This window comes from Microbacterium sp. UFMG61, from assembly GCF_015354505.1.
Lineage (GTDB): Bacteria > Actinomycetota > Actinomycetes > Actinomycetales > Microbacteriaceae > Microbacterium.
Genome location: NZ_JACAFP010000003.1, coordinates 22,069 through 39,173, shown reverse-complemented (window position 1 = coordinate 39,173; position 17,105 = coordinate 22,069). Strand labels below are relative to the sequence as shown.

Annotated in this window: 17 protein-coding genes; 9 read left to right on the top strand and 8 right to left on the bottom strand. The window is 67.6% G+C overall.

The window, feature by feature from the left end; genetic code table 11:
• Positions 1 to 5 precede the first annotated feature (5 nt).
• Both IXW21_RS03905 and IXW21_RS03900 read right to left on the bottom strand, forming a co-directional pair.
• Entirely contained in the window at positions 6 to 599 is a 594-nt protein-coding gene (locus tag IXW21_RS03905) for a TetR/AcrR family transcriptional regulator (protein ID WP_194762963.1), read from the bottom strand.
• Between the two features lie 94 nt (positions 600 to 693).
• Positions 694 to 2,028, bottom strand: a complete 1,335-nt coding sequence (locus IXW21_RS03900; RefSeq protein WP_194762962.1) for an MFS transporter — start codon at positions 2,026 to 2,028, stop codon at positions 694 to 696.
• Positions 2,029 to 2,260: 232 nt separating this feature from the next.
• Between IXW21_RS03900 and IXW21_RS03895 the strand changes: the two genes are divergently transcribed.
• The gene (locus IXW21_RS03895) at positions 2,261 to 4,483 is read left to right on the top strand and encodes a glycoside hydrolase family 3 C-terminal domain-containing protein (RefSeq protein ID WP_194762961.1); all 2,223 of its coding nucleotides are present in this window, start codon (positions 2,261 to 2,263) and stop codon (positions 4,481 to 4,483) included.
• Positions 4,484 to 4,573: 90 nt separating this feature from the next.
• Here the strand turns inward: IXW21_RS03895 and IXW21_RS03890 are convergent, their stop codons facing one another.
• A complete protein-coding gene (locus IXW21_RS03890; protein WP_194762960.1) occupies positions 4,574 to 4,738 on the bottom strand; it encodes a hypothetical protein in 165 nt (54 codons plus the stop codon).
• Here IXW21_RS03890 and IXW21_RS03885 point away from each other — a divergent pair.
• The 3 genes from IXW21_RS03885 (at position 4,737) to IXW21_RS03875 (ending at position 7,864) form a co-directional block, all read left to right on the top strand.
• Positions 4,737 to 5,693, top strand: coding sequence for a hypothetical protein (locus IXW21_RS03885; protein WP_228528156.1), 957 nt, complete (start codon positions 4,737 to 4,739; stop codon positions 5,691 to 5,693). The genes IXW21_RS03890 and IXW21_RS03885 overlap by 2 nt on opposite strands.
• Complete coding sequence (locus tag IXW21_RS03880; protein ID WP_194762959.1) at positions 5,690 to 6,532, top strand: SDR family NAD(P)-dependent oxidoreductase; 843 nt, start codon at positions 5,690 to 5,692, stop codon at positions 6,530 to 6,532. The genes IXW21_RS03885 and IXW21_RS03880 overlap by 4 nt, the downstream gene beginning before the upstream one ends.
• A gap of 330 nt (positions 6,533 to 6,862) precedes the next feature.
• Positions 6,863 to 7,864: a magnesium and cobalt transport protein CorA gene (locus tag IXW21_RS03875; protein ID WP_194762958.1), complete on the top strand. Its 1,002-nt coding sequence runs from the start codon at positions 6,863 to 6,865 to the stop codon at positions 7,862 to 7,864.
• 7 nt (positions 7,865 to 7,871) lie between these two features.
• Here the strand turns inward: IXW21_RS03875 and IXW21_RS03870 are convergent, their stop codons facing one another.
• A complete protein-coding gene (locus IXW21_RS03870) occupies positions 7,872 to 8,348 on the bottom strand; it encodes an adenylyltransferase/cytidyltransferase family protein (protein ID WP_194762957.1) in 477 nt (158 codons plus the stop codon).
• Positions 8,349 to 8,473: 125 nt separating this feature from the next.
• Between IXW21_RS03870 and IXW21_RS03865 the strand changes: the two genes are divergently transcribed.
• The 5 genes from IXW21_RS03865 to IXW21_RS03845 all read left to right on the top strand — a co-directional run bounded on the left by IXW21_RS03865 (position 8,474) and on the right by IXW21_RS03845 (position 11,745).
• On the top strand, positions 8,474 to 9,196 hold the full coding sequence (locus IXW21_RS03865; protein ID WP_194762956.1) for an SGNH/GDSL hydrolase family protein: 723 nt from the start codon (positions 8,474 to 8,476) through the stop codon (positions 9,194 to 9,196).
• Between the two features lie 230 nt (positions 9,197 to 9,426).
• Entirely contained in the window at positions 9,427 to 9,795 is a 369-nt protein-coding gene (locus IXW21_RS03860; protein WP_194762955.1) for a PadR family transcriptional regulator, read from the top strand.
• 2 nt (positions 9,796 to 9,797) lie between these two features.
• A complete protein-coding gene (locus IXW21_RS03855; protein ID WP_194762954.1) occupies positions 9,798 to 10,169 on the top strand; it encodes a DUF1048 domain-containing protein in 372 nt (123 codons plus the stop codon).
• A complete protein-coding gene (locus IXW21_RS03850) occupies positions 10,166 to 10,981 on the top strand; it encodes an ABC transporter ATP-binding protein (protein WP_194762953.1) in 816 nt (271 codons plus the stop codon). The genes IXW21_RS03855 and IXW21_RS03850 overlap by 4 nt, the downstream gene beginning before the upstream one ends.
• Positions 10,978 to 11,745: an ABC transporter permease gene (locus IXW21_RS03845; RefSeq protein WP_194762952.1), complete on the top strand. Its 768-nt coding sequence runs from the start codon at positions 10,978 to 10,980 to the stop codon at positions 11,743 to 11,745. The genes IXW21_RS03850 and IXW21_RS03845 overlap by 4 nt, the downstream gene beginning before the upstream one ends.
• Positions 11,746 to 11,984: 239 nt before the next feature.
• Here the strand turns inward: IXW21_RS03845 and IXW21_RS03840 are convergent, their stop codons facing one another.
• From IXW21_RS03840 to IXW21_RS03825, 4 genes are all read right to left on the bottom strand, one after another.
• Positions 11,985 to 13,454 carry a lipase maturation factor family protein gene (locus tag IXW21_RS03840; RefSeq protein WP_194762951.1) on the bottom strand — a complete coding sequence of 490 codons (1,470 nt, stop codon included), beginning with the start codon at positions 13,452 to 13,454 and terminating at the stop codon, positions 11,985 to 11,987.
• A 289-nt stretch (positions 13,455 to 13,743) separates the two neighbouring features.
• On the bottom strand, positions 13,744 to 14,667 hold the full coding sequence (locus tag IXW21_RS03835; protein ID WP_194762950.1) for a glycine betaine ABC transporter substrate-binding protein: 924 nt from the start codon (positions 14,665 to 14,667) through the stop codon (positions 13,744 to 13,746).
• Between the two features lie 84 nt (positions 14,668 to 14,751).
• Positions 14,752 to 15,789 carry an ABC transporter permease gene (locus IXW21_RS03830; protein ID WP_194762949.1) on the bottom strand — a complete coding sequence of 346 codons (1,038 nt, stop codon included), beginning with the start codon at positions 15,787 to 15,789 and terminating at the stop codon, positions 14,752 to 14,754.
• Positions 15,789 to 17,093 (bottom strand): quaternary amine ABC transporter ATP-binding protein, encoded by a 1,305-nt coding sequence (locus tag IXW21_RS03825; protein WP_194762948.1) that lies wholly within the window; start codon positions 17,091 to 17,093, stop codon positions 15,789 to 15,791. The genes IXW21_RS03830 and IXW21_RS03825 overlap by 1 nt, the downstream gene beginning before the upstream one ends.
• Positions 17,094 to 17,105: the final 12 nt, after the last annotated feature.

Genomic DNA, 17,105 nt, shown 5'->3' with positions numbered 1-17,105 from the left:
TCCGATCAGGCCCCGACCGGCGCCCAGGACGCCGCGCGGATGCCCTCCCACAGCCTCGACAGCCGATCCGCCATGTCGATCGACGGGTCGAGCAGCCACTGCACCTGCAGCCCGTCGGCGGCGGCGATGAGCAGGTCGGCGACGTACGCGACGTCGACCTCGGGCCCCATCCTCTCGGCGGCCTGCTCGCGCTCGACGGCGTCGATCATGAGGGTGCGCACCCACGCGAAGCGCTCCTCGAAGAACGCTCGCGCCGGGTGCCCCTCGATGGTCGCCTCCGCCGAGTACTCGACGTACAGCCGCACCAGTCCCGGAACGGTGGCGTTGTGCGCGATCACGTCGAGGAAACCCTGGAACCCGTGCTCCGGCGAGTAGAACTGCTCGTGATCGCGCGCATCCCGGGCTCGCAGCACCTCGACGAAGAGATCTTCTCTCGTCCGGAAGTAGTGCATCAGCCCCGGCTGCGTGAGCCCGACGCGGACGGCGATCTCACGGTTCGACGACTTGCGCGTGCCCATCTCGGCGACGACGTCGAGTGCGACGGCGAGGATCTCGGCCCGCTTGGCCGCGCCCTTCGCGTACTGTCCTCGTCGAGTCATCTCGTCAGTCTAGGAGAATCCGATGAATGGCCGGGATGAGGCTGCGAAGACCGGACGCCTCCCCTGCGCATCCGATCTCCGCCTCCCCTCCCCGCTACTTCACGCTCTTTATCGGGAAGATCACGATCGCGCCTATCAGCGCGGCGACCGCACAGATGGTGAACCAGACCGTGTAGTCGGCACCGCTGGCGCCACCCGTCGCCGCGAGCACGAACCCGCCGATGAGCGGAGCGACGGTCTGCGGAAGCGCGTTGGCGATGTTGAAGACGCCGAGGTCCTTGCCGGAGTCGTCCGGATTCGGCAGCACGTCGACGACCAGCGCCAGGTCGACTCCCACATAGATGCCATACGCCGCCCCGAGCAACACCTCGAGCACGTAGTAGGACGGGACGTCCTGGATGAAGATCAGAGCGAACGTACCCGCCGCGAAAAGCACGGTCGACGTCCACACGAAGATCTTGCGGCGACCGATCCTGTCCGAGATCCTGCCGGCGATCCAAGCCGTGATCACGAGCGCCCCCGTGTACACGAGCGTCGTGTTGGCGATCAGGAGGCCGATCTCCTCCTCAGGCACTCCGAGGTGGAACCCCATGTATGCGAAACGGAACGTCGTGAAGCCGAAGCTCGCGAAAGTGATGAGGAACCTCGACCACCAGGCCAGCGCGAAGTCGGGGTGCGCGACCGGACTCACCCAGATCGTCTGCAGAATCTCCTTGACCGTCATGCGTGGCGGCCGCACCGGCAGCACCTTGTCGGGGAGGACGATCGCGAATACCACCATCGTGATGATGGCGAGGATCGCGGGTATCACGAACACGATGAACAGGCTGAACGAGAACCACCCGGCGACGTAGACGCCGCCCACGATGCCGAGATTCTGAGCGATACCGAGCCCCGCTGTGATGCCGCCCCGCTGGAACTTCGGAACCTGATCCGCGATGGTCGCAACAAATGGCGCGAGGGTCATGTTGGCACCGAGCTGAGCGATCGCCCACCCGATCGTCGCGACGAGAAGACTGGGACCGAGCGCCATGAACACGAACCCGACGGCCATGACGACGGTCCCCGAGACGATCCAGATGCGGCGACGCCCCCACCGGCTGGTCGTGCGGTCAGAAACCCGGCCGAACACGACGTTCGCGACGGTCGCGAAGAACGCCCCCACGCCACCGAGGATCGCCGACGCCGTATTGAAGCCAGCCGCCCCCTCGGGGATCGCGCCCGCGTTCTGCAAGTCCGTGATCTTCAGGCCGATCCCGACGATAGCCGGACCCAACAGTGCGATGAAGAACACCAGCTGCGCGATGAGCAGCCAGGCGACGTAGCTCTTCTTCGCCGGTTCGGTGGGTTCCGTGAACCAATGATGCTCTCGTGCGACTGCCGTCGCCGTCGTCATTCCCGACGGCATACCCGCTGCGGACCCGCTCATACCTGCCTCCTTCGGCCGGTGGGAGTCCGAAGGCATCGCCACTCTGTGATGCCGGCATTTCGCTCCCGTGGCTGAAAACCTAGACCTTTCAGGTTTTCAGCGCAACAGATTTCTCGTCGGATGACGACGGCGGCTTGTGTGCGAAAATCTAAGAAGATAAAGTTTTCACATCCGAGCGGTCTCCGCGCCATCCGATGCGGCACGAAACCGGCTCAACGGCGAGAGGAATCACATGTCCGAGCCCACCGGCGCGAGCGCCCAGGACCTCACCCTCGACGAGAAGGCGTCGCTCACCAGCGGGGCCGACTTCTGGACGACGAAGAGCGTCGACCGCGTGGGCATCCCCTCGCTCATGCTCACCGACGGCCCCCACGGGCTGCGCAAGCAGGGCGGCGCCACCGACCACCTCGGCCTCGCCGGCAGCGTGCCCGCCACCTGCTTCCCGCCCGCCGTCGGCCTCTCGGCGACGTTCGACCCCGAGCTCGCCGAGCGCGTCGGCGTGGCTCTCGGCGTCGAGTCGGCCATCGAAGACGTCGCCGTGATCCTCGGCCCGGGCATCAACATCAAGCGCTCCCCGCTGTGCGGACGCAACTTCGAGTACATGTCGGAAGACCCGATCGTCTCGGGCGCGATGGGTGCCGGGCTCGTGCGCGGCATCCAGTCGCAGGGCGTCGGCTCGTCGCTCAAGCACTTCGCCGCGAACAACCAGGAGACCGACCGCCTGCGCGTCTCGAGCGATGTCGATCCGCGCACGCTGCGCGAGATCTACCTGCGCGGATTCCAGCGGGTCGTCGAGGACGCCCAGCCGTGGACCGTCATGTGCTCGTACAACCGCATCAACGGCGTCTACGCCTCGGAAGACCCGTGGCTGCTCACCACCGTGCTGCGCGACGAGTGGGGCTTCGAGGGCATCGTGGTCTCGGACTGGGGCGCGGTGAACGACCGCGTCGCCGGCCTCGTCGCCGGCATGGACCTCGAGATGCCCTCGTCAGGCGGACGGACGGATGCCGAGGTCGTGGCCGCCGTGCAGAACGGCAGCCTCGACGAGTCCGCCCTCGACACCGTCGTCGGCCGTCTCATCGACCTCACGCGCAAGGCGCAGGCCCGCCCCGCGGCATCCGGCCCTCTCGATGTCGACGCGCACCACGCCCTCGCCCGCGAGGTCGCCGGACGCTCGATCGTGCTGCTGCGCAACGAGGGCGACCTCCTGCCGCTGCAGCGCACCGCGAACCTCGCCGTGATCGGCGAGTTCGCCCGCACGCCGCGCTTCCAGGGCGCCGGATCGTCGCAGATCAACCCGACCCGCATCGACACCGCGATCGACGAGATCCGCGCACTCAGCGATTCCGACGTCTCGTTCGCCGCCGGGTACACGATCGGGACCGACGCGGATGCCGACGCCGCCGCCCTGCGCGATGAGGCCGTGGCCGCGGCATCCGCCGCCGACGTCGCCGTGGTCTTCCTGGGAGTGCCCGCGCACGAGGAGTCCGAGGGCTTCGACCGCGAGCACATCGACCTGCCCGCAGCTCAGCTCGAACTGCTCGACGCCGTTCTCGAGGCGAACCCGAACGCTGTCGTCGTGCTCTCGAACGGCGGCGTCGTCGCGCTGCCCTTCGCCGACCGCGTGCCCGCGATCGTCGAGGCCTGGCTGCTCGGCCAGGCCGGCGGCGGCGGCACCGCCGACGTGCTGTTCGGCATCGTCAACCCGTCGGGCCGGCTCGCCGAGACCATCCCGCTGCGCCTCGAAGACACCCCCGCCTTCGGCAGCTTCCCCGGCGAGCACGGCCACTCCGTGTACGGCGAGGGACTGCTCGTCGGATACCGCTGGTACGACGCCCGCCGCATGGAGGTCGCGTACCCGTTCGGTCACGGCCTGTCATACACGACGTTCTCGTACGGCGACGCGACCGCATCCGTCGACGGCTCGGGCGATGTCATCGTCACGGTGCCGGTCACGAACACCGGATCCGTCGCGGGCCGCGAGGTCGTGCAGGCGTACACGAGCCTGCCCGGGTCGTCGGTGCAGCGCGCTCCCCGCGAGCTCAAGGCCTTCGCCTCGGTGCTGATCGAGGCCGGCGAGACCGCACAGGTCGAACTGCGCCTGCGCCGCGCCGAGCTGGCCTACTGGGACACCCGCGTCGACGCATGGATCGTCGAGAACGGCGAGTACGCGATCGAGGTCGGATCGTCGAGCCGCGACCTGCGGGCACGCACGACCGTGGCCGTCACGGGCGACGACGTCGTGCTGCCGATCACTCTCGGCTCATCGTTCGAAGAGCTGCTCGGCGACCCGGTGGTCGGTGCGGAGTTCGGTGCCGTCATCGACGAGAAGTTCGGCGCGGAGGGCAACGAGATGCTCAAGATGCTCGGCAACTTCCCCGTCGGCCGCCTCGACGGCTTCCCGCTGCCGCGCGCCGAGCTCGTCGCACTGGTCGAGCGCGCTCAGCGGGGCTGAGGCGCGGCCGGTCGGTCGCCTTCGCGGCGGCCGACCGGGCTGGCGGGCCGGGTGCGCGGGCCGGGGGCGCGTTCACAATTCAGCATGGCTCTATCGCCGGTGAGGCTGCCCGACCGCCGATCCGCCGAACGAGCGGCGCATGGCCTCCGGGCGGACAATCTCATGCTGAGTCGTGAACGGCACCGGCGCGAACCCCTCGGCGACGAGGCGACGCCGAGGATCCGCGAGGCCCGCGAAGTAGGCTGAGGGCATCATGGACGAGTTCATCCGGGGCTTCTGGATCTTCGCGGGCAACTACTGGTGGCTCGTGTTCCCCATCATGGGCATGGCCGGCGGCGCCGCGAAGGCGTGGGAGCGCAGCTCCAAGCGGCGGCATGAACGACGCATCGAGACCCTGCGGCTGAAGGCCGAGATCAAGGCCGCCCAACTCGAGGCTCGCGGCAAGCCCAAGAACCTCGGGCCCGTGGTCGTCGACACGACGACATCCGTCGCCCCGAACACCCTGCTCGAGCGACTGTTCGCCGAGCACGACGAGATCACTGCGCGCTGGCTCGACTACGAGCTCGACGTCGCCAAGCTGATCGCGTTCCCGGCGATGAGCGACGGACGTCAGCCGCTGGTCGCCGCCTTCCTGCGGGCGAAGAAGACGGCGGATGCTCTGCGGCCGGCAACCGCCGATGCGAGCGTCACCGAACGCCAGGTGTCGGAGTATCTCGACGCGGTGGGCGCCTACGCCGTGGCTTTCGAGATCGCCGAGAAGGATGCCCGGCGCCTGCGCGACTCGACCTTCACCGAACCCGAGCGCAAGCGCCTCGACCGTGCCCAGCAGCTGCTCAAGGTCGCCGTCGACGAGTCGGCCACGCAGGCCGAGCGCAACGTCGCCTACCGCCGGGTGCGGGATGAGCTCGAGGGATTGATCCTGCTGAGCGACGAGGCGGTCGAGGTGCTCGAGAAGCAGGTCGCCCGTGAGCTGACGAGCTCGGCGCCAGACGGCTCGGCGACCGGTGGTTCTGCAGCGACCGGATCGCAGTCGACGGAGTCCCCCGCCACTCCGGCGGCGCCCGAGGCACCGACGGACGCACCGAACACTCTGAACGCACCGACCACACTGAACGCACCGAACCCCGAACCCGAACGGATGCCGATCATCGACCCGCACTCCCCGCAGCGCTCGAACCCTCCGCGCACCTTCCCCGGCGCCGGCGCATGACCTCGAAGACGATCGTCCTCACCGGAGCATCCGACGGCATCGGTGCGGCCTCGGCACGCCAGCTCGCGGCATCCGGCCATCGGCTGATCCTGGTGGGTCGATCGCCCGAGAAGACCCGCGCGGTCGCCGCAGACACCGGGGCCGAATGGTTCACCGCCGACTTCGCGCGGCTCGACGAGGTGCGCGAGCTCGCCGCGAGTATCGCGGATGCGGTGGGCGACACCGGCATCCATGTGCTCGCGAACAACGCCGGAGGAATCTTCGGCGACCAGACCCCGACGGTCGACGGCTTCGAGAAGACGCTGCAGGTCAACCATCTGGCGCCGTTCCTGCTGACGAACCTGCTGCTGCCGCAGCTGCGCACCGGCCACGCGGCCATCATCAACACCTCGAGCGTCGCGCATCGGCTGTTCGCGAAGCTCGACGTCGACGACCTCGACAACCGCAAGAACTTCAGCGCGAACAGGGCGTACGGCGATGCGAAGCTCGCGAACGTGCTGTTCACGAAGAGCCTGCACGCGAAGTTCCGCGGCGAGGGGCTGACCTCGGTCGCCTTCCACCCCGGCACGGTGCAGACGAACTTCGCCTCGGACTCGAGCACGGTCATGCGCCTCGTCTACCGCACTCCGCTCAGGCACCTTCTGCTCATCAGCAGCGAGAAGGGCGGCAGGAACCTGACCTGGTTCGTCGAGGGAACGCCCGATGAGACCTGGATCTCCGGCGAGTACTACGACGAGCGCGTCCTGACACGACGCGTCAACCCGCGCATCGAGGATGCCGCGCTGGCGGAAGCCCTCTGGCAGCGGAGCGCCGAGCTCGTCGGCATCCCCGCCGCGTGACCGCATCCCCTCTGTTCGAATCGCGCACTATGCAGATCCGAGGCCCGGGAAACTGCCAGGTGAGCGATTCGAAGGGAGGGGTGAGCAGGAGTATGCTGGCACACCGGGTCAACTGACCCCTTCAGAGCGCGAAAGGCGGTGATGGCGATGTCCGGTGATAGTTGCGACGCCGCCTTCGTTGCGTCGCGTCTGACGGCATCCGTGCGTTGAGTTCCGGCTCCGCACCTGCACGTCCTGCACCGCAGCCGTCGGCGGCGTCTTCCGCCCCCTGACGAATTCTGCGCACGCCCTCTCTGACGAGGCAGTGCGCCTGCGAGAACGGAGCCAGCCATGGCCCTCATCGACAACGGCGTGTACGTCCACGGACGTCGCGTGGAGACCCCGAAGAACCTCGACGAGACCTACCGGTCGCTCGATTCCCACGGCGGCATCGCCTGGATCGGCCTCTACCGGCCGAGCCCTCAGGAGGTCGCCTCGGTCGCGCGCGAATTCGACCTGCATCCGCTCGCCGTCGAGGACGCGCTCTCGGGCCACCAGCGGTCGAAGGTCGAGCGCTACGGCGACACGCTGTTCGCCGTGCTGCGCCCCGCCCGCTATCGCGACGAGCAGGAGTCGATCGAGTTCGGCGAGCTGCACCTGTTCGTGGGGCCCGACTTCGTCGTGACCATCCGGCACGCCGAGTCGCCCGACCTCGCAGCCGTGCGCCGCCGCATGGAGGCGCACCCGGAGCTGCTCGCGATGGGACCGGAAGCCGTGTTCTACGCGATCCTCGACGAGGTCGTCGACGGCTACGAGCCGATCGTGACCGGCCTGCTCAACGACATCGACGAGATCGAGGATCAGCTCTTCGGCGACAGCGACGACGACGCACTCTCGCGGCGCATCTACGAGCTCTCGCGCGAGGTCATCAACTTCCAGCGCGCAGTGCACCCGCTGGCCGGGATGCTGGAATGGCTGCGCCGCGGGTCCGAGAAGTACCGCATCGACGAAGAACTGCAGCGGTCGCTGCGCGACGTTCTCGACCACGTCATCCGCGTCAACGAGCGGGTCGACTCGTTCCGCGCGATCCTCGAGAACGCGCTCACGGTGCATTCCGCTCTCGTCGCACGCCGGCAGACCGAGGCGGGACTCGCACAGAACGACGAGATCAAGCGGATCTCGTCGTGGGCGGCGATCATCTTCGCACCGACGCTCGTCGGCACGGTCTACGGCATGAACTTCGAGGGGATGCCCGAGCTCAGCTGGTCGTTCGGATACCCGCTCGCGATCGGCGCGATGGCAGCCTTCGCCATCGGACTCTACGGAGTGTTCAAGTACAAGAAGTGGTTGTGAGTCCGGGTCAGACGCGTGCGGTGCGCTCCGCCTCCTTGGCGGCCACGATCTTGCGCAGACCCGAGCTCGAGAAGCGGTGGTCACGCGCGTTGAAGTACAGCTCGATGCCGCGCTCTTCGCAGTACTCCCTGCCCGTGAAGTCGCGGTCCGCGTACTCGTCGCCGACGATGCGCACGTCGATCTTGAACGAGCGCAGGATGTCTTCCAGGTCCTGCTCGGTCGAGTACGGCACGATCTCGTCGACGTACTCGCAGCCCCGCAGCTGGATGTAACGCTCGACCACGGTCTGGGTCGGAGCGTTCTTCTCGGGGCGGTCGAGCGTGGGATCCATCTGGAGCCCGCAGATGAGGTAGTCGCACTGCCGCTTGGCCTCGGCCAGCATCATGATGTGCCCCGCGTGCAGCAGGTCGAACGTCGAGAATGTGATCCCGACGCGCGGTCCCGGATTGTAATCCTGGTGCTTGGTGGCGTGCTCGAGCGACATCCGCTCCCCCTTGTGAATCGTTCGGTGTCCCAGAGAATCCTATAGAGGTCTGCACCACCGCCCGATCGCGCGATGCCTGAGCCACCGGGCAAGGATGCCGGCGCCGCCCCGCTAGGCTCGAAGCCGTGTCGAACGCCGAAGTGACCGCATCCGCTGCCTCTGACCTCCGCGATCTCGCCGAACTGCTCACGAGCACCGAACCGCTCAACTGGGTCATCACCGGCGATTCGATCACCCACGGGCTCGTGCACACTCACGGTGGCCGCAGCTATGCCGAGCACCTGCACGAGCTGATCCGCGGCGAACTCGCCCGCACACGTGACGCCGTGATCAACACGGCGATCAGCGGTCATCGCCTGCCCGACATCCTCGGCGACTTCGACCGGCGCGTGGCATCGTGGCGCCCCGACGTCGTCACCCTGATGATCGGCACGAACGACATGTCGACCCTGCCCGGCAGCCCGCTCGTGGCACCCGCCGACTTCGCGGCCTCGCTGCGCGAGTTCGTCACCCGCGTGCGCTCCCTGGGGGCGATTCCGGTGCTGCAGACGCCGCCGTCGATCGACACGGCCAACGCACCGGGGCGCGAGCGGCTTACGGAGTTCGCGGATGCTGTGCGCGAGGTCGCCACGAGCGAAGACGTGATCCTCGTCGACCAGCACGCGCGGTTCACCGAACTGGGACACGGCGGAGTGCCCTGGGGGCTCATGAACGACCCGTTCCACCCGAACGGCGCCGGCCACGCGGCGCTGGCTCTCGAACTCGCGACCGCTCTGGGTCTTCGACCGCCCGTCTCGCGGGCGATCCCGTTGCTCGAGGCCCAGGTGCGCGCCGCACGCCTCGTCTGAGGCCTTTCTCGCTCGCGGTCTCCGAGCCGACGCGTTCACCACTCAGCATGAACGGTCCTGACCGCGCCCGATTCCGGCCATACCGCCGCCGAGGCGGACTCTCCTGCTGAGTTGTGAGCGGACCCCAGGGCAGAGCTCAGTATTCGGTGTTGCTAAGTACCGGTACTCAGTGTTACTTTGTACCGGTACCCAGCAACACTGAGTACTCGAAAGACGGAAAGGCGGCTCTCATGGGCAAGCAGATGACCGAGATGCTCAAGGGCACCCTGGAGGGCATCGTTCTGGCCCTCCTCGCCGAGCAGCCGGCCTACGGATACGAGATCACCACTCGTCTCCGCGATCACGGCTTCACCGAGATCGCCGAGGGCACGATCTACGCCCTGCTCGTGCGCGTCGAGCAGAAGAAGCTCGTCGACGTCGAGAAGGTCCCGAGCGAGAAGGGACCGCCCCGCAAGGTCTACTCCCTGAACCCGGCGGGCATGCAGGAGCTCGAGGAGTTCTGGAAGACCTGGACCTTCCTCGCAGGACGCATCGAACGACTCAGCACGAACACGAACATCACCGACAGCGACAACACCGACTCGAACAAGGAGAACTGACCATGGCCGCGAAGTGGATCGAAGCGCTCACCGGACCGCTCGAGCAGAAGAAGCAGTACCGCGATGCGAAGAAGCGCATCGACGCCCTCCCCGAGCCGTACCGCACCGTCGCGAACGCTCAGCACCGCTACACGATGTACTACGGGGGCATCACCGACGGCGACATCCTCGTGCAGATCTTCCTCGACCTCGCCGACCTGTGGGAGCGCGCCGCCATCGACGGCACCCCGATCGACGACATCGTCGGCGACGACCCCGTTTCGTTCGCCGAGACCTACGCCGAGGCCTACGGCGGAACCCATTGGATCGACAAGGAACGCGCCCGCCTGATCGGCGCGGTCGACGACGCGAAGAAGAAGGAGTCACGATCATGAACGCACCAGCGATCGCCGTGCGCGGCATCGAGAAGTCCTACCGGGACCTCCCTGTGCTGCGCGGCGTCGACTTCGAGGTCGAGAAGGGATCGATCTTCGCCCTGCTCGGCTCGAACGGCGCGGGCAAGACCACGATCGTCCGCATCCTCTCCACCCTGCTGACCTCGGATGCCGGCACCGCCACCGTGCAGGGAGTCGACGTCGCCGCCGACCCGGTCGCCGTAAGACAGCGGATCAGCCTCACCGGCCAGTTTGCCGCGGTCGACGAGATCCTCACCGGCCGTGAGAACCTCGTGCTGGTCGCCAAGCTCCGCCACCTTCCCGATCCGGCATCCGTCGCCGACGACCTGCTCACCCGCTTCCGACTGACGGATGCCGGGGGCCGCAAGGTCGGCACGTACTCCGGAGGCATGCGCCGCCGGCTCGACATCGCGATGAGCCTGGTCGGACACCCCGAGGTCATCTACCTCGACGAGCCGACCACCGGCCTCGACCCCGAGGCTCGCATCGAGGTCTGGGACGTCGTCAAGGAACTCGCGAACACCGGTACCACCGTGCTGCTGACCACGCAGTATCTCGATGAGGCCGAGCAGCTGGCCGACCGCATCGCGATCCTCCACGAGGGTCGGATCATCGCGAACGGCACCCTCGCCGAGCTCAAGCGCCTGCTGCCGGCGGCGAAGGTCGAGTACGTCGAGAAGCAGCCCACCCTCGAGGAGATCTTCCTCACCCTCGTCGGCACCCCGTCTGGCCCTTCGACAGGCCCTTCGACAGGCCCAGGGATCCATTCCGGAAAGGAGAACGCAGCATGAGCACGCACGTCGTCGCCGACACCGCGACACTCACCGGCCGCTCGATGCGGCACATCTTCCGCAGCACCGACACCATCATCACCACGGCGGTCACCCCGATCGCGCTGATGCTGCTGTTCGTGTTCGTCTTCGGAGGGGCCCTCACGCAGAGCATCGGCTCCGAGAACTACGTCAACTACCTGCTCCCCGGCATCCTGCTGATCGCCGTCGCGTCGGGCATCGCCTACACGGCGTACCGCCTGTTCACCGACCTCCAGAGCGGCATCTTCGAGCGCTTCCACTCGATGCCCATCGCCCGATCGAGCGTGCTGTGGGCGCACGTGCTCACCTCGCTCGTCGCGAACGGCATCACGCTGGCGATCATCTTCGCCGTCGGGTTCCTGTTGGGGTTCCGCATCGGAGCAGGCCCCCTCACCTGGCTCGCCGTCATCGGCATCCTGCTGCTGTTCACCCTGGCCCTCACCTGGCTGGCGATCATCGCAGGGCTGAGCGCCAAGACGATCGACGGGGCGACGGCATTCTCGTATCCGCTGATCTTCCTGCCGTTCATCAGCTCGGCGTTCGTGCCGACCGACACGATGCCGGGTCCGGTGCAGTGGTTCGCCGAGAACCAGCCGGTCACCTCGATCGTGAACACCATCCAGGCGCTGTTCGCCGGGAAGCCGGTCGGCACCGACATCTGGGTCGCTCTCGCCTGGTGCGTCGGCATCCTGGTCGTCGGCTACGTGTTCGCGATCATCGCCTACCGCAAGAAGGTCAGTTGACCGTCTGCAGTGAGACGGAACGCTCCGTCCGGGCCCCGCGCCCGGCCGGGGCGTTTCGCCGCGCTCGGCGTCGGCTTTCGTTCCCGCCTCGCCTCCCGTGATGCGCTGTCGGGAGGAGATCTCCGCGTAGGGCGGACCGATCAGCGCGGAGCCTCCGCCCGACAGGGCATAGTCCTCCCGACGGGGTGAGGGGTCATGGTCTCCTTCGCTGGCGCGAGTCTGATGTGGATGCGGACGGACTACCGCAGCCCGAGCGGCCCCAGCACCACGGCCTGCCGGGTGCGCACCCAGACCGCACCGTCCTGCCGCTTCTCCTCCCGGGTCGCGAAGCGGTAGCGGTACGACACGGCCCGCACCCAGCGCGGCCGCTCGCCCTCGAACGGATCGACCCGCAGCAGAGCGAGCGTCGGCGCATCGGCCTCGAGCAGCCGCAGCAGGAACACCGTGAACCAGTCGTCGAGCGAGCGTCCGAGGGGCAGGAACCACATGAGCCAGTCGAGTCGCAGGTGGTACGGCGCGAACTGACGCGGGATACGGCGCACGTCCCCCGGCTTGCCCCTGAACTCGTACTCGCGCCACAGCAGACCGTCGTCGTCGACCGACCCCTCGACCACGATCTCGATCCGCTGTTTCGTGACGGTTCCGAACGCCCCGTAGGCATTGCCGATCTGCCACCTGTTGAAGCTCGCATTCATCAGCTGGCGTCGTGCGAAGAGATTGCGCAGAGCAGGCCAGCTCAGCACCACGACGAGCAGTCCGACGGCCGCGGTGATCACGAACCAGTACAGGGGGATGCCGGGCCACAGCGCGCCATCCGCATCGGCGTTGCCGGCAGAACCCACCCCCGGCATCCCGATCGCCGAGAACGCGAGGACGATGGTCACCCAGTTCAACCAGGCGAAGTTGCCCGTCGCGACGAGCCACACCTGCGTCGCGATCACGATCGCCGCCGCCACCGCTCCGACGATCTGCGGCACCGGCCCGGGAACCCACAGCGACAGGATCGGCGCGAACAGGAAGACGGGCACGACGAGCTGCGCGAAGTGGTTGCCGACGACCTCGCCTCGATGGAACCACCGAGGCAGCAGATGCGCCTGCCGACTGAACGGCCCCGGCATGGGCTGCGTCTCGTGGTGGTACATCAGTGCCGTCAGATCACGCCACTCGCGGCCACCGCGGATCTTGATCATGCCGGCGCCGAACTCGACCCGGAACAGCAGCCACCAGAACAGCACGATCACGACCGTCGGCGGCGACTGGTCGTTCGAGCCGAGGAATGCGGCCAGGAACCCCGCCTCGAGCAGCAGCATCTCCCACCCGAACGAATAGAAGGTCTGACCGATGCTGACCACCGACATGTACCCGAGCCACAGCGCGAGGAAGCACAGCATCGGCATCCACGGCGGAGCCCACTGAGGGATGCCGATCACGAGCAGTGCCGCCACGGCGATGCCCGACCAGCACAGCAGCGCGAGTCGCCGGTCGGAGTATCGGATGCGCAGGAAGAGCGTCGGGTGCAGCATCCGCCGTCGTTCCTTCTTCTCGCCGATCCAGTCGAGCAGCATCGGCGCCGGCAGCAGTCCGTGCTCGCCGAGAAGCGGCCGGAACTGGTTCAGGGTCGAGACGAACGCGACGAGATACAGCGCCGCGATGCCCCGCTGCAGGACCTCGCGGGCGAACCCGAAGTCGACCGCCGCGAACCCGTCCACCGCCACAGGCTACGCCCGCGGTCTGAGCGCGCAGGAGGGGGTTGCGGCAGAGGGATTCTGCACGATTCGTGCCGCTTCGCTCGCGCCCCGACCAGCGCCGTCGCCCCGACCGGCGGCGAACTCCCCGATGGGCGGATGCTGCGGGCCGAACGTTCCGCCCAGCGGGGAGAAGTCCGCCAGACGGGCTCACGACCGCAGGCCGCACGCCGCACGCCGCACGCCGCACGCCGCACGCCGCACGCAGAGGGGGCGCCGCGCACGTGCGCGACGCCCCCTCGAAATCGTGTTCTTACTCGGAGACGACCCAGTCGAACTCGCTGCCGTGCTCCTCGAGCCACGCGTCGATGGCATCCGCTTCGTTGCCCTCGCCGTACTCGTTCACGACCATGTCCTCGAGCGAGCCGTACTGCTCGTCGTCGAGCGTGATCTGCTCGATCAGCTCAGCGGCCTCGGGGAACTCCTCGGCGAAGCCCTTCGTGCCCAGGAAGTGCAGCGCCTCGGACTCGCCCATGGCGCCCTTGGGGTCTTCGAGGTCCTTCACGGGGAAGGCGTCGTTGGCCCAGAACGGGCGCCACAGCGTGACGACGATGTCCTCCTGCTTGTCGGTCGCGGACTTCAGCTCGGTGAGCATCGCCGCGGTCGACGAGGTGACGAGCTCGTACTCGCTGTCGAGGCCGTACTCGGGCATCATCTTCTGCGTCTGCGCGGTGAGGCCGGCCCCCGGCTCGATGCCGTAGATCTTGCCGTCGAGCTCAGCGCCCTTGCCCGCGAGGTCCTCGATCGAGTTCAGGTCGGAGTACTCCGGAACCGCGAGAGTCAGCTTGGCGTTGTCGTAGTACGCACCGAGGTCTTCGATGTCGTCGCCGTAGGTGTCCATGTACTCGGCGTGCGTCAGCTCGGGCCAGGCCGACGGGTACATGTCGACGTCGCCCTGGGCGAGGCCGGTGTACAGCGGGCCTGCCTCGGTCAGCGTCTTCATCTCGACGGTGTAGCCGATCTTCTCGAGCTGGTCCTGCAGCAGGTACGCGGTGCTGAGGCCGTCGGTCCACGAGGGCAGGAACCCGAGGGTGATCGTGCCCTTGTCGCCCGAACCGGACTCGCTGCCACCGGCCGAGCCTCCGCCGGTGCCGCCCATGCCGTCGCCGCTGCATCCGGCGAGCGTCAGGGTCGCTGCGGCTCCGATGGCCGCGATCGTCAGGAACTTCTTCTTCATGTGTGTGTCTCTCTCGTTACGTATATCTGTGTGCTGTGTTGCTGTGTACTGCGGTGTTGCGTGTTCTCTTGTGGGAGGGATGAGTCAGTGCACGCCGCCGCCGACGGCGGTGCGACGAGGGGATGCCGTCTCGCGATCAGCCGCGTCTGCCGCAGCCTTCGAGTCGGCCGCGTCGGCCGCGTCGGCCGAGACCGACGCGGATCCGGATGCCGTCGACTCCGCCGCAGCGGATGCCGCATCCAGGCGCTTCTGCGTGCGGCGACGCGCCAGCATCCCGAGCAGCGACGAGCGGTTGCTGCCGAGATCGCCCAGGGCCGCGGTGACGCGGTCGAGGAAGACCGCGATGAGCACGACGCCCAGGCCTGCCTCGACGCCCTTGGCGATGTTGATGGTCGAGATCGCTTCGACGACGATCTTCCCGAGGCCGTCCGCACCCGCCATTCCGGCGATGACCGCCATCGACAGCGCGAGCATGATGACCTGGTTGACGCCGGCGAGGATCGTGGGCATGGCGAGCGGAAGCTGGATGCCGCGCAGAATCTGACCCGGCTTCGCACCGAAGGCCTGGCCGGCCTCGACCGTCTCGGAGTCGACTCCGCGGATGCCGAGCTCGGTGAGTCGCACGCCCGGAGGCAGCGCGAAGATCACGGTCGCGACGAGTCCGGGAACGACGCCGATGCTGAAGAACACGATCGCCGGGATCAGGTAGACGAACGCCGGCATGGTCTGCATGAAGTCGAGCACGGGCTTGAGCACCGCGCGCACGGTGGCGTTGCGGGCCGACCAGATGCCGAGCGGCACCGCGATCAGCACGGCGATCACCGCGGCGACGAGCACGAGGGCGAGGGTCTGCATCGCCGGGACCCACAGGCCCATGGCCACGATGAGACCGAACGACACGACCGTCCCGATCGCGAGCTGCCAGGAGCGCACGAGCCACGCGATGAATGCGGCGATCAGGATGATGACGATGAAGTGCGGGCTCAGCAGCGCGCGGGTGAGGCCGTCGACCAGGAAGCTGACGACGAACGAGATGACGTCGAGAAGACCGTCGAGGTTCGTCTTGATCCAGTCGACGCCTGTCGCGACCCAGCTGCCGAGGGGAATACGGAAACCATCCATCAGCGCACCTCCTCCGTCGTTCCGGCGACCGGCTGCGGGTCGGCCGTCCATCCGTCATCGAGCACTGCATCGATCTCGGCCTGCGGCATCGGAAGAAGCGGCAGGGTGAGCTCGCCGGTCGCGCCCGGGCCGGGGCCGAGGGCTGCGAGCAGGGTGATTCGCGGGATGACACCGGTCAGGCGCCCCGAGGCATCCACGACTGCGAGGGGCAGCGTCGACTCGACCGAGGGGATGAAGAGGTTCATGAGCACCTCGTCCTCGCTCACGCTCTGCGGCACGGGCTTGATGATCGACTCGAGGGTCGACACGCCCTTGCGCACGAGCTTGACGGCATCGCGGTCGGTGACGATGCCCAGCAGCTTGCGGTCGCGCCCGGTGACGTAGGTGGCCGACATGAAGGCGTCGCGCATCTGTCGCAGCGCCGTGCGCGGCCCCGCAGTCTCGGCGACCACGGGACGGGGGCGCTCCATGACGTTCGCGGCGGTGAGCACGCGGGCGCGGTCGACGTCCTGCACGAACTGCTCGACGTAGTCATTCGCGGGATCCGTGAGGATGTCCTCCGGCGTGCCGATCTGCACGATGCGACCGTCGCGCATCACGGCGATGCGGTCACCGAGGAACATGGCCTCGTTGAGGTCGTGGGTGATGAAGACGATCGTCTTCTGCAGCTTCTCCTGCAATTCGAGCAGCTGCTCCTGCATCTCGCGACGGATCAGCGGGTCGAGGGCGCTGAACGCCTCGTCCATGAGCAGGATGTCGGAGTCGGCGGCGAGCGCCCGGGCGATGCCCACGCGCTGCTGCATGCCGCCCGAGAGCTCGGAGGGAAGCTTGTCGGCCTGGCCCTCGAGGCCCACCAGGGCGAGGATCTCCTCGGCCTTCTTGAGGCGCTGGTCTTTGCCGACCCCCTTGAGCTCGAGCGGGTAGGCGACGTTCGCGGCGACCGTGCGGTGCGGCAGCAGTGCGAAGTGCTGGAACACCATCGAGATGCGGTCGCGGCGGATCTCACGCAGCCGACCGGAAGGGATGCCGGTGATCGAGTCGCCGTTCACGACGACCGAGCCGTCGGATGCCTCGTGCAGGCCGTTGAGCATGCGGATGATGGTGGACTTGCCGGAACCCGACAGCCCCATGATCACGAAGATCTCGCCCTTGTTGACGGTGAAACTGGCGTCGATGACGGCGGCGGTTCCTGCGTCGCTGACCGCCGATCTGCTCTCACCGGCCTTCAGTCGACGGACGGCACTGCTCGGATTCTTCCCGAACACCTTGTACAGATTGCGCGCTTCTAGAGCGATTTCGGACACGTTTCCCCTGCG

Excerpts from the sequence above, each read along its gene's own strand:
- IXW21_RS03905 (WP_194762963.1), bottom strand. The coding sequence starts at position 599 with ATGACTCGACGAGGACAGTACGCGAAGGGCGCGGCCAAGCGGGCCGAG.
- IXW21_RS03900 (WP_194762962.1), bottom strand. The coding sequence starts at position 2,028 with ATGAGCGGGTCCGCAGCGGGTATGCCGTCGGGAATGACGACGGCGACG.
- IXW21_RS03895 (WP_194762961.1), top strand. The coding sequence starts at position 2,261 with ATGTCCGAGCCCACCGGCGCGAGCGCCCAGGACCTCACCCTCGACGAG.
- IXW21_RS03885 (WP_228528156.1), top strand. The coding sequence starts at position 4,737 with ATGGACGAGTTCATCCGGGGCTTCTGGATCTTCGCGGGCAACTACTGG.
- IXW21_RS03890 (WP_194762960.1), bottom strand. The coding sequence starts at position 4,738 with ATGATGCCCTCAGCCTACTTCGCGGGCCTCGCGGATCCTCGGCGTCGC.
- IXW21_RS03880 (WP_194762959.1), top strand. The coding sequence starts at position 5,690 with ATGACCTCGAAGACGATCGTCCTCACCGGAGCATCCGACGGCATCGGT.
- IXW21_RS03875 (WP_194762958.1), top strand. The coding sequence starts at position 6,863 with ATGGCCCTCATCGACAACGGCGTGTACGTCCACGGACGTCGCGTGGAG.
- IXW21_RS03870 (WP_194762957.1), bottom strand. The coding sequence starts at position 8,348 with ATGTCGCTCGAGCACGCCACCAAGCACCAGGATTACAATCCGGGACCG.
- IXW21_RS03860 (WP_194762955.1), top strand. The coding sequence starts at position 9,427 with ATGGGCAAGCAGATGACCGAGATGCTCAAGGGCACCCTGGAGGGCATC.
- IXW21_RS03855 (WP_194762954.1), top strand. The coding sequence starts at position 9,798 with ATGGCCGCGAAGTGGATCGAAGCGCTCACCGGACCGCTCGAGCAGAAG.
- IXW21_RS03850 (WP_194762953.1), top strand. The coding sequence starts at position 10,166 with ATGAACGCACCAGCGATCGCCGTGCGCGGCATCGAGAAGTCCTACCGG.
- IXW21_RS03845 (WP_194762952.1), top strand. The coding sequence starts at position 10,978 with ATGAGCACGCACGTCGTCGCCGACACCGCGACACTCACCGGCCGCTCG.
- IXW21_RS03835 (WP_194762950.1), bottom strand. The coding sequence starts at position 14,667 with ATGAAGAAGAAGTTCCTGACGATCGCGGCCATCGGAGCCGCAGCGACC.
- IXW21_RS03830 (WP_194762949.1), bottom strand. The coding sequence starts at position 15,789 with ATGGATGGTTTCCGTATTCCCCTCGGCAGCTGGGTCGCGACAGGCGTC.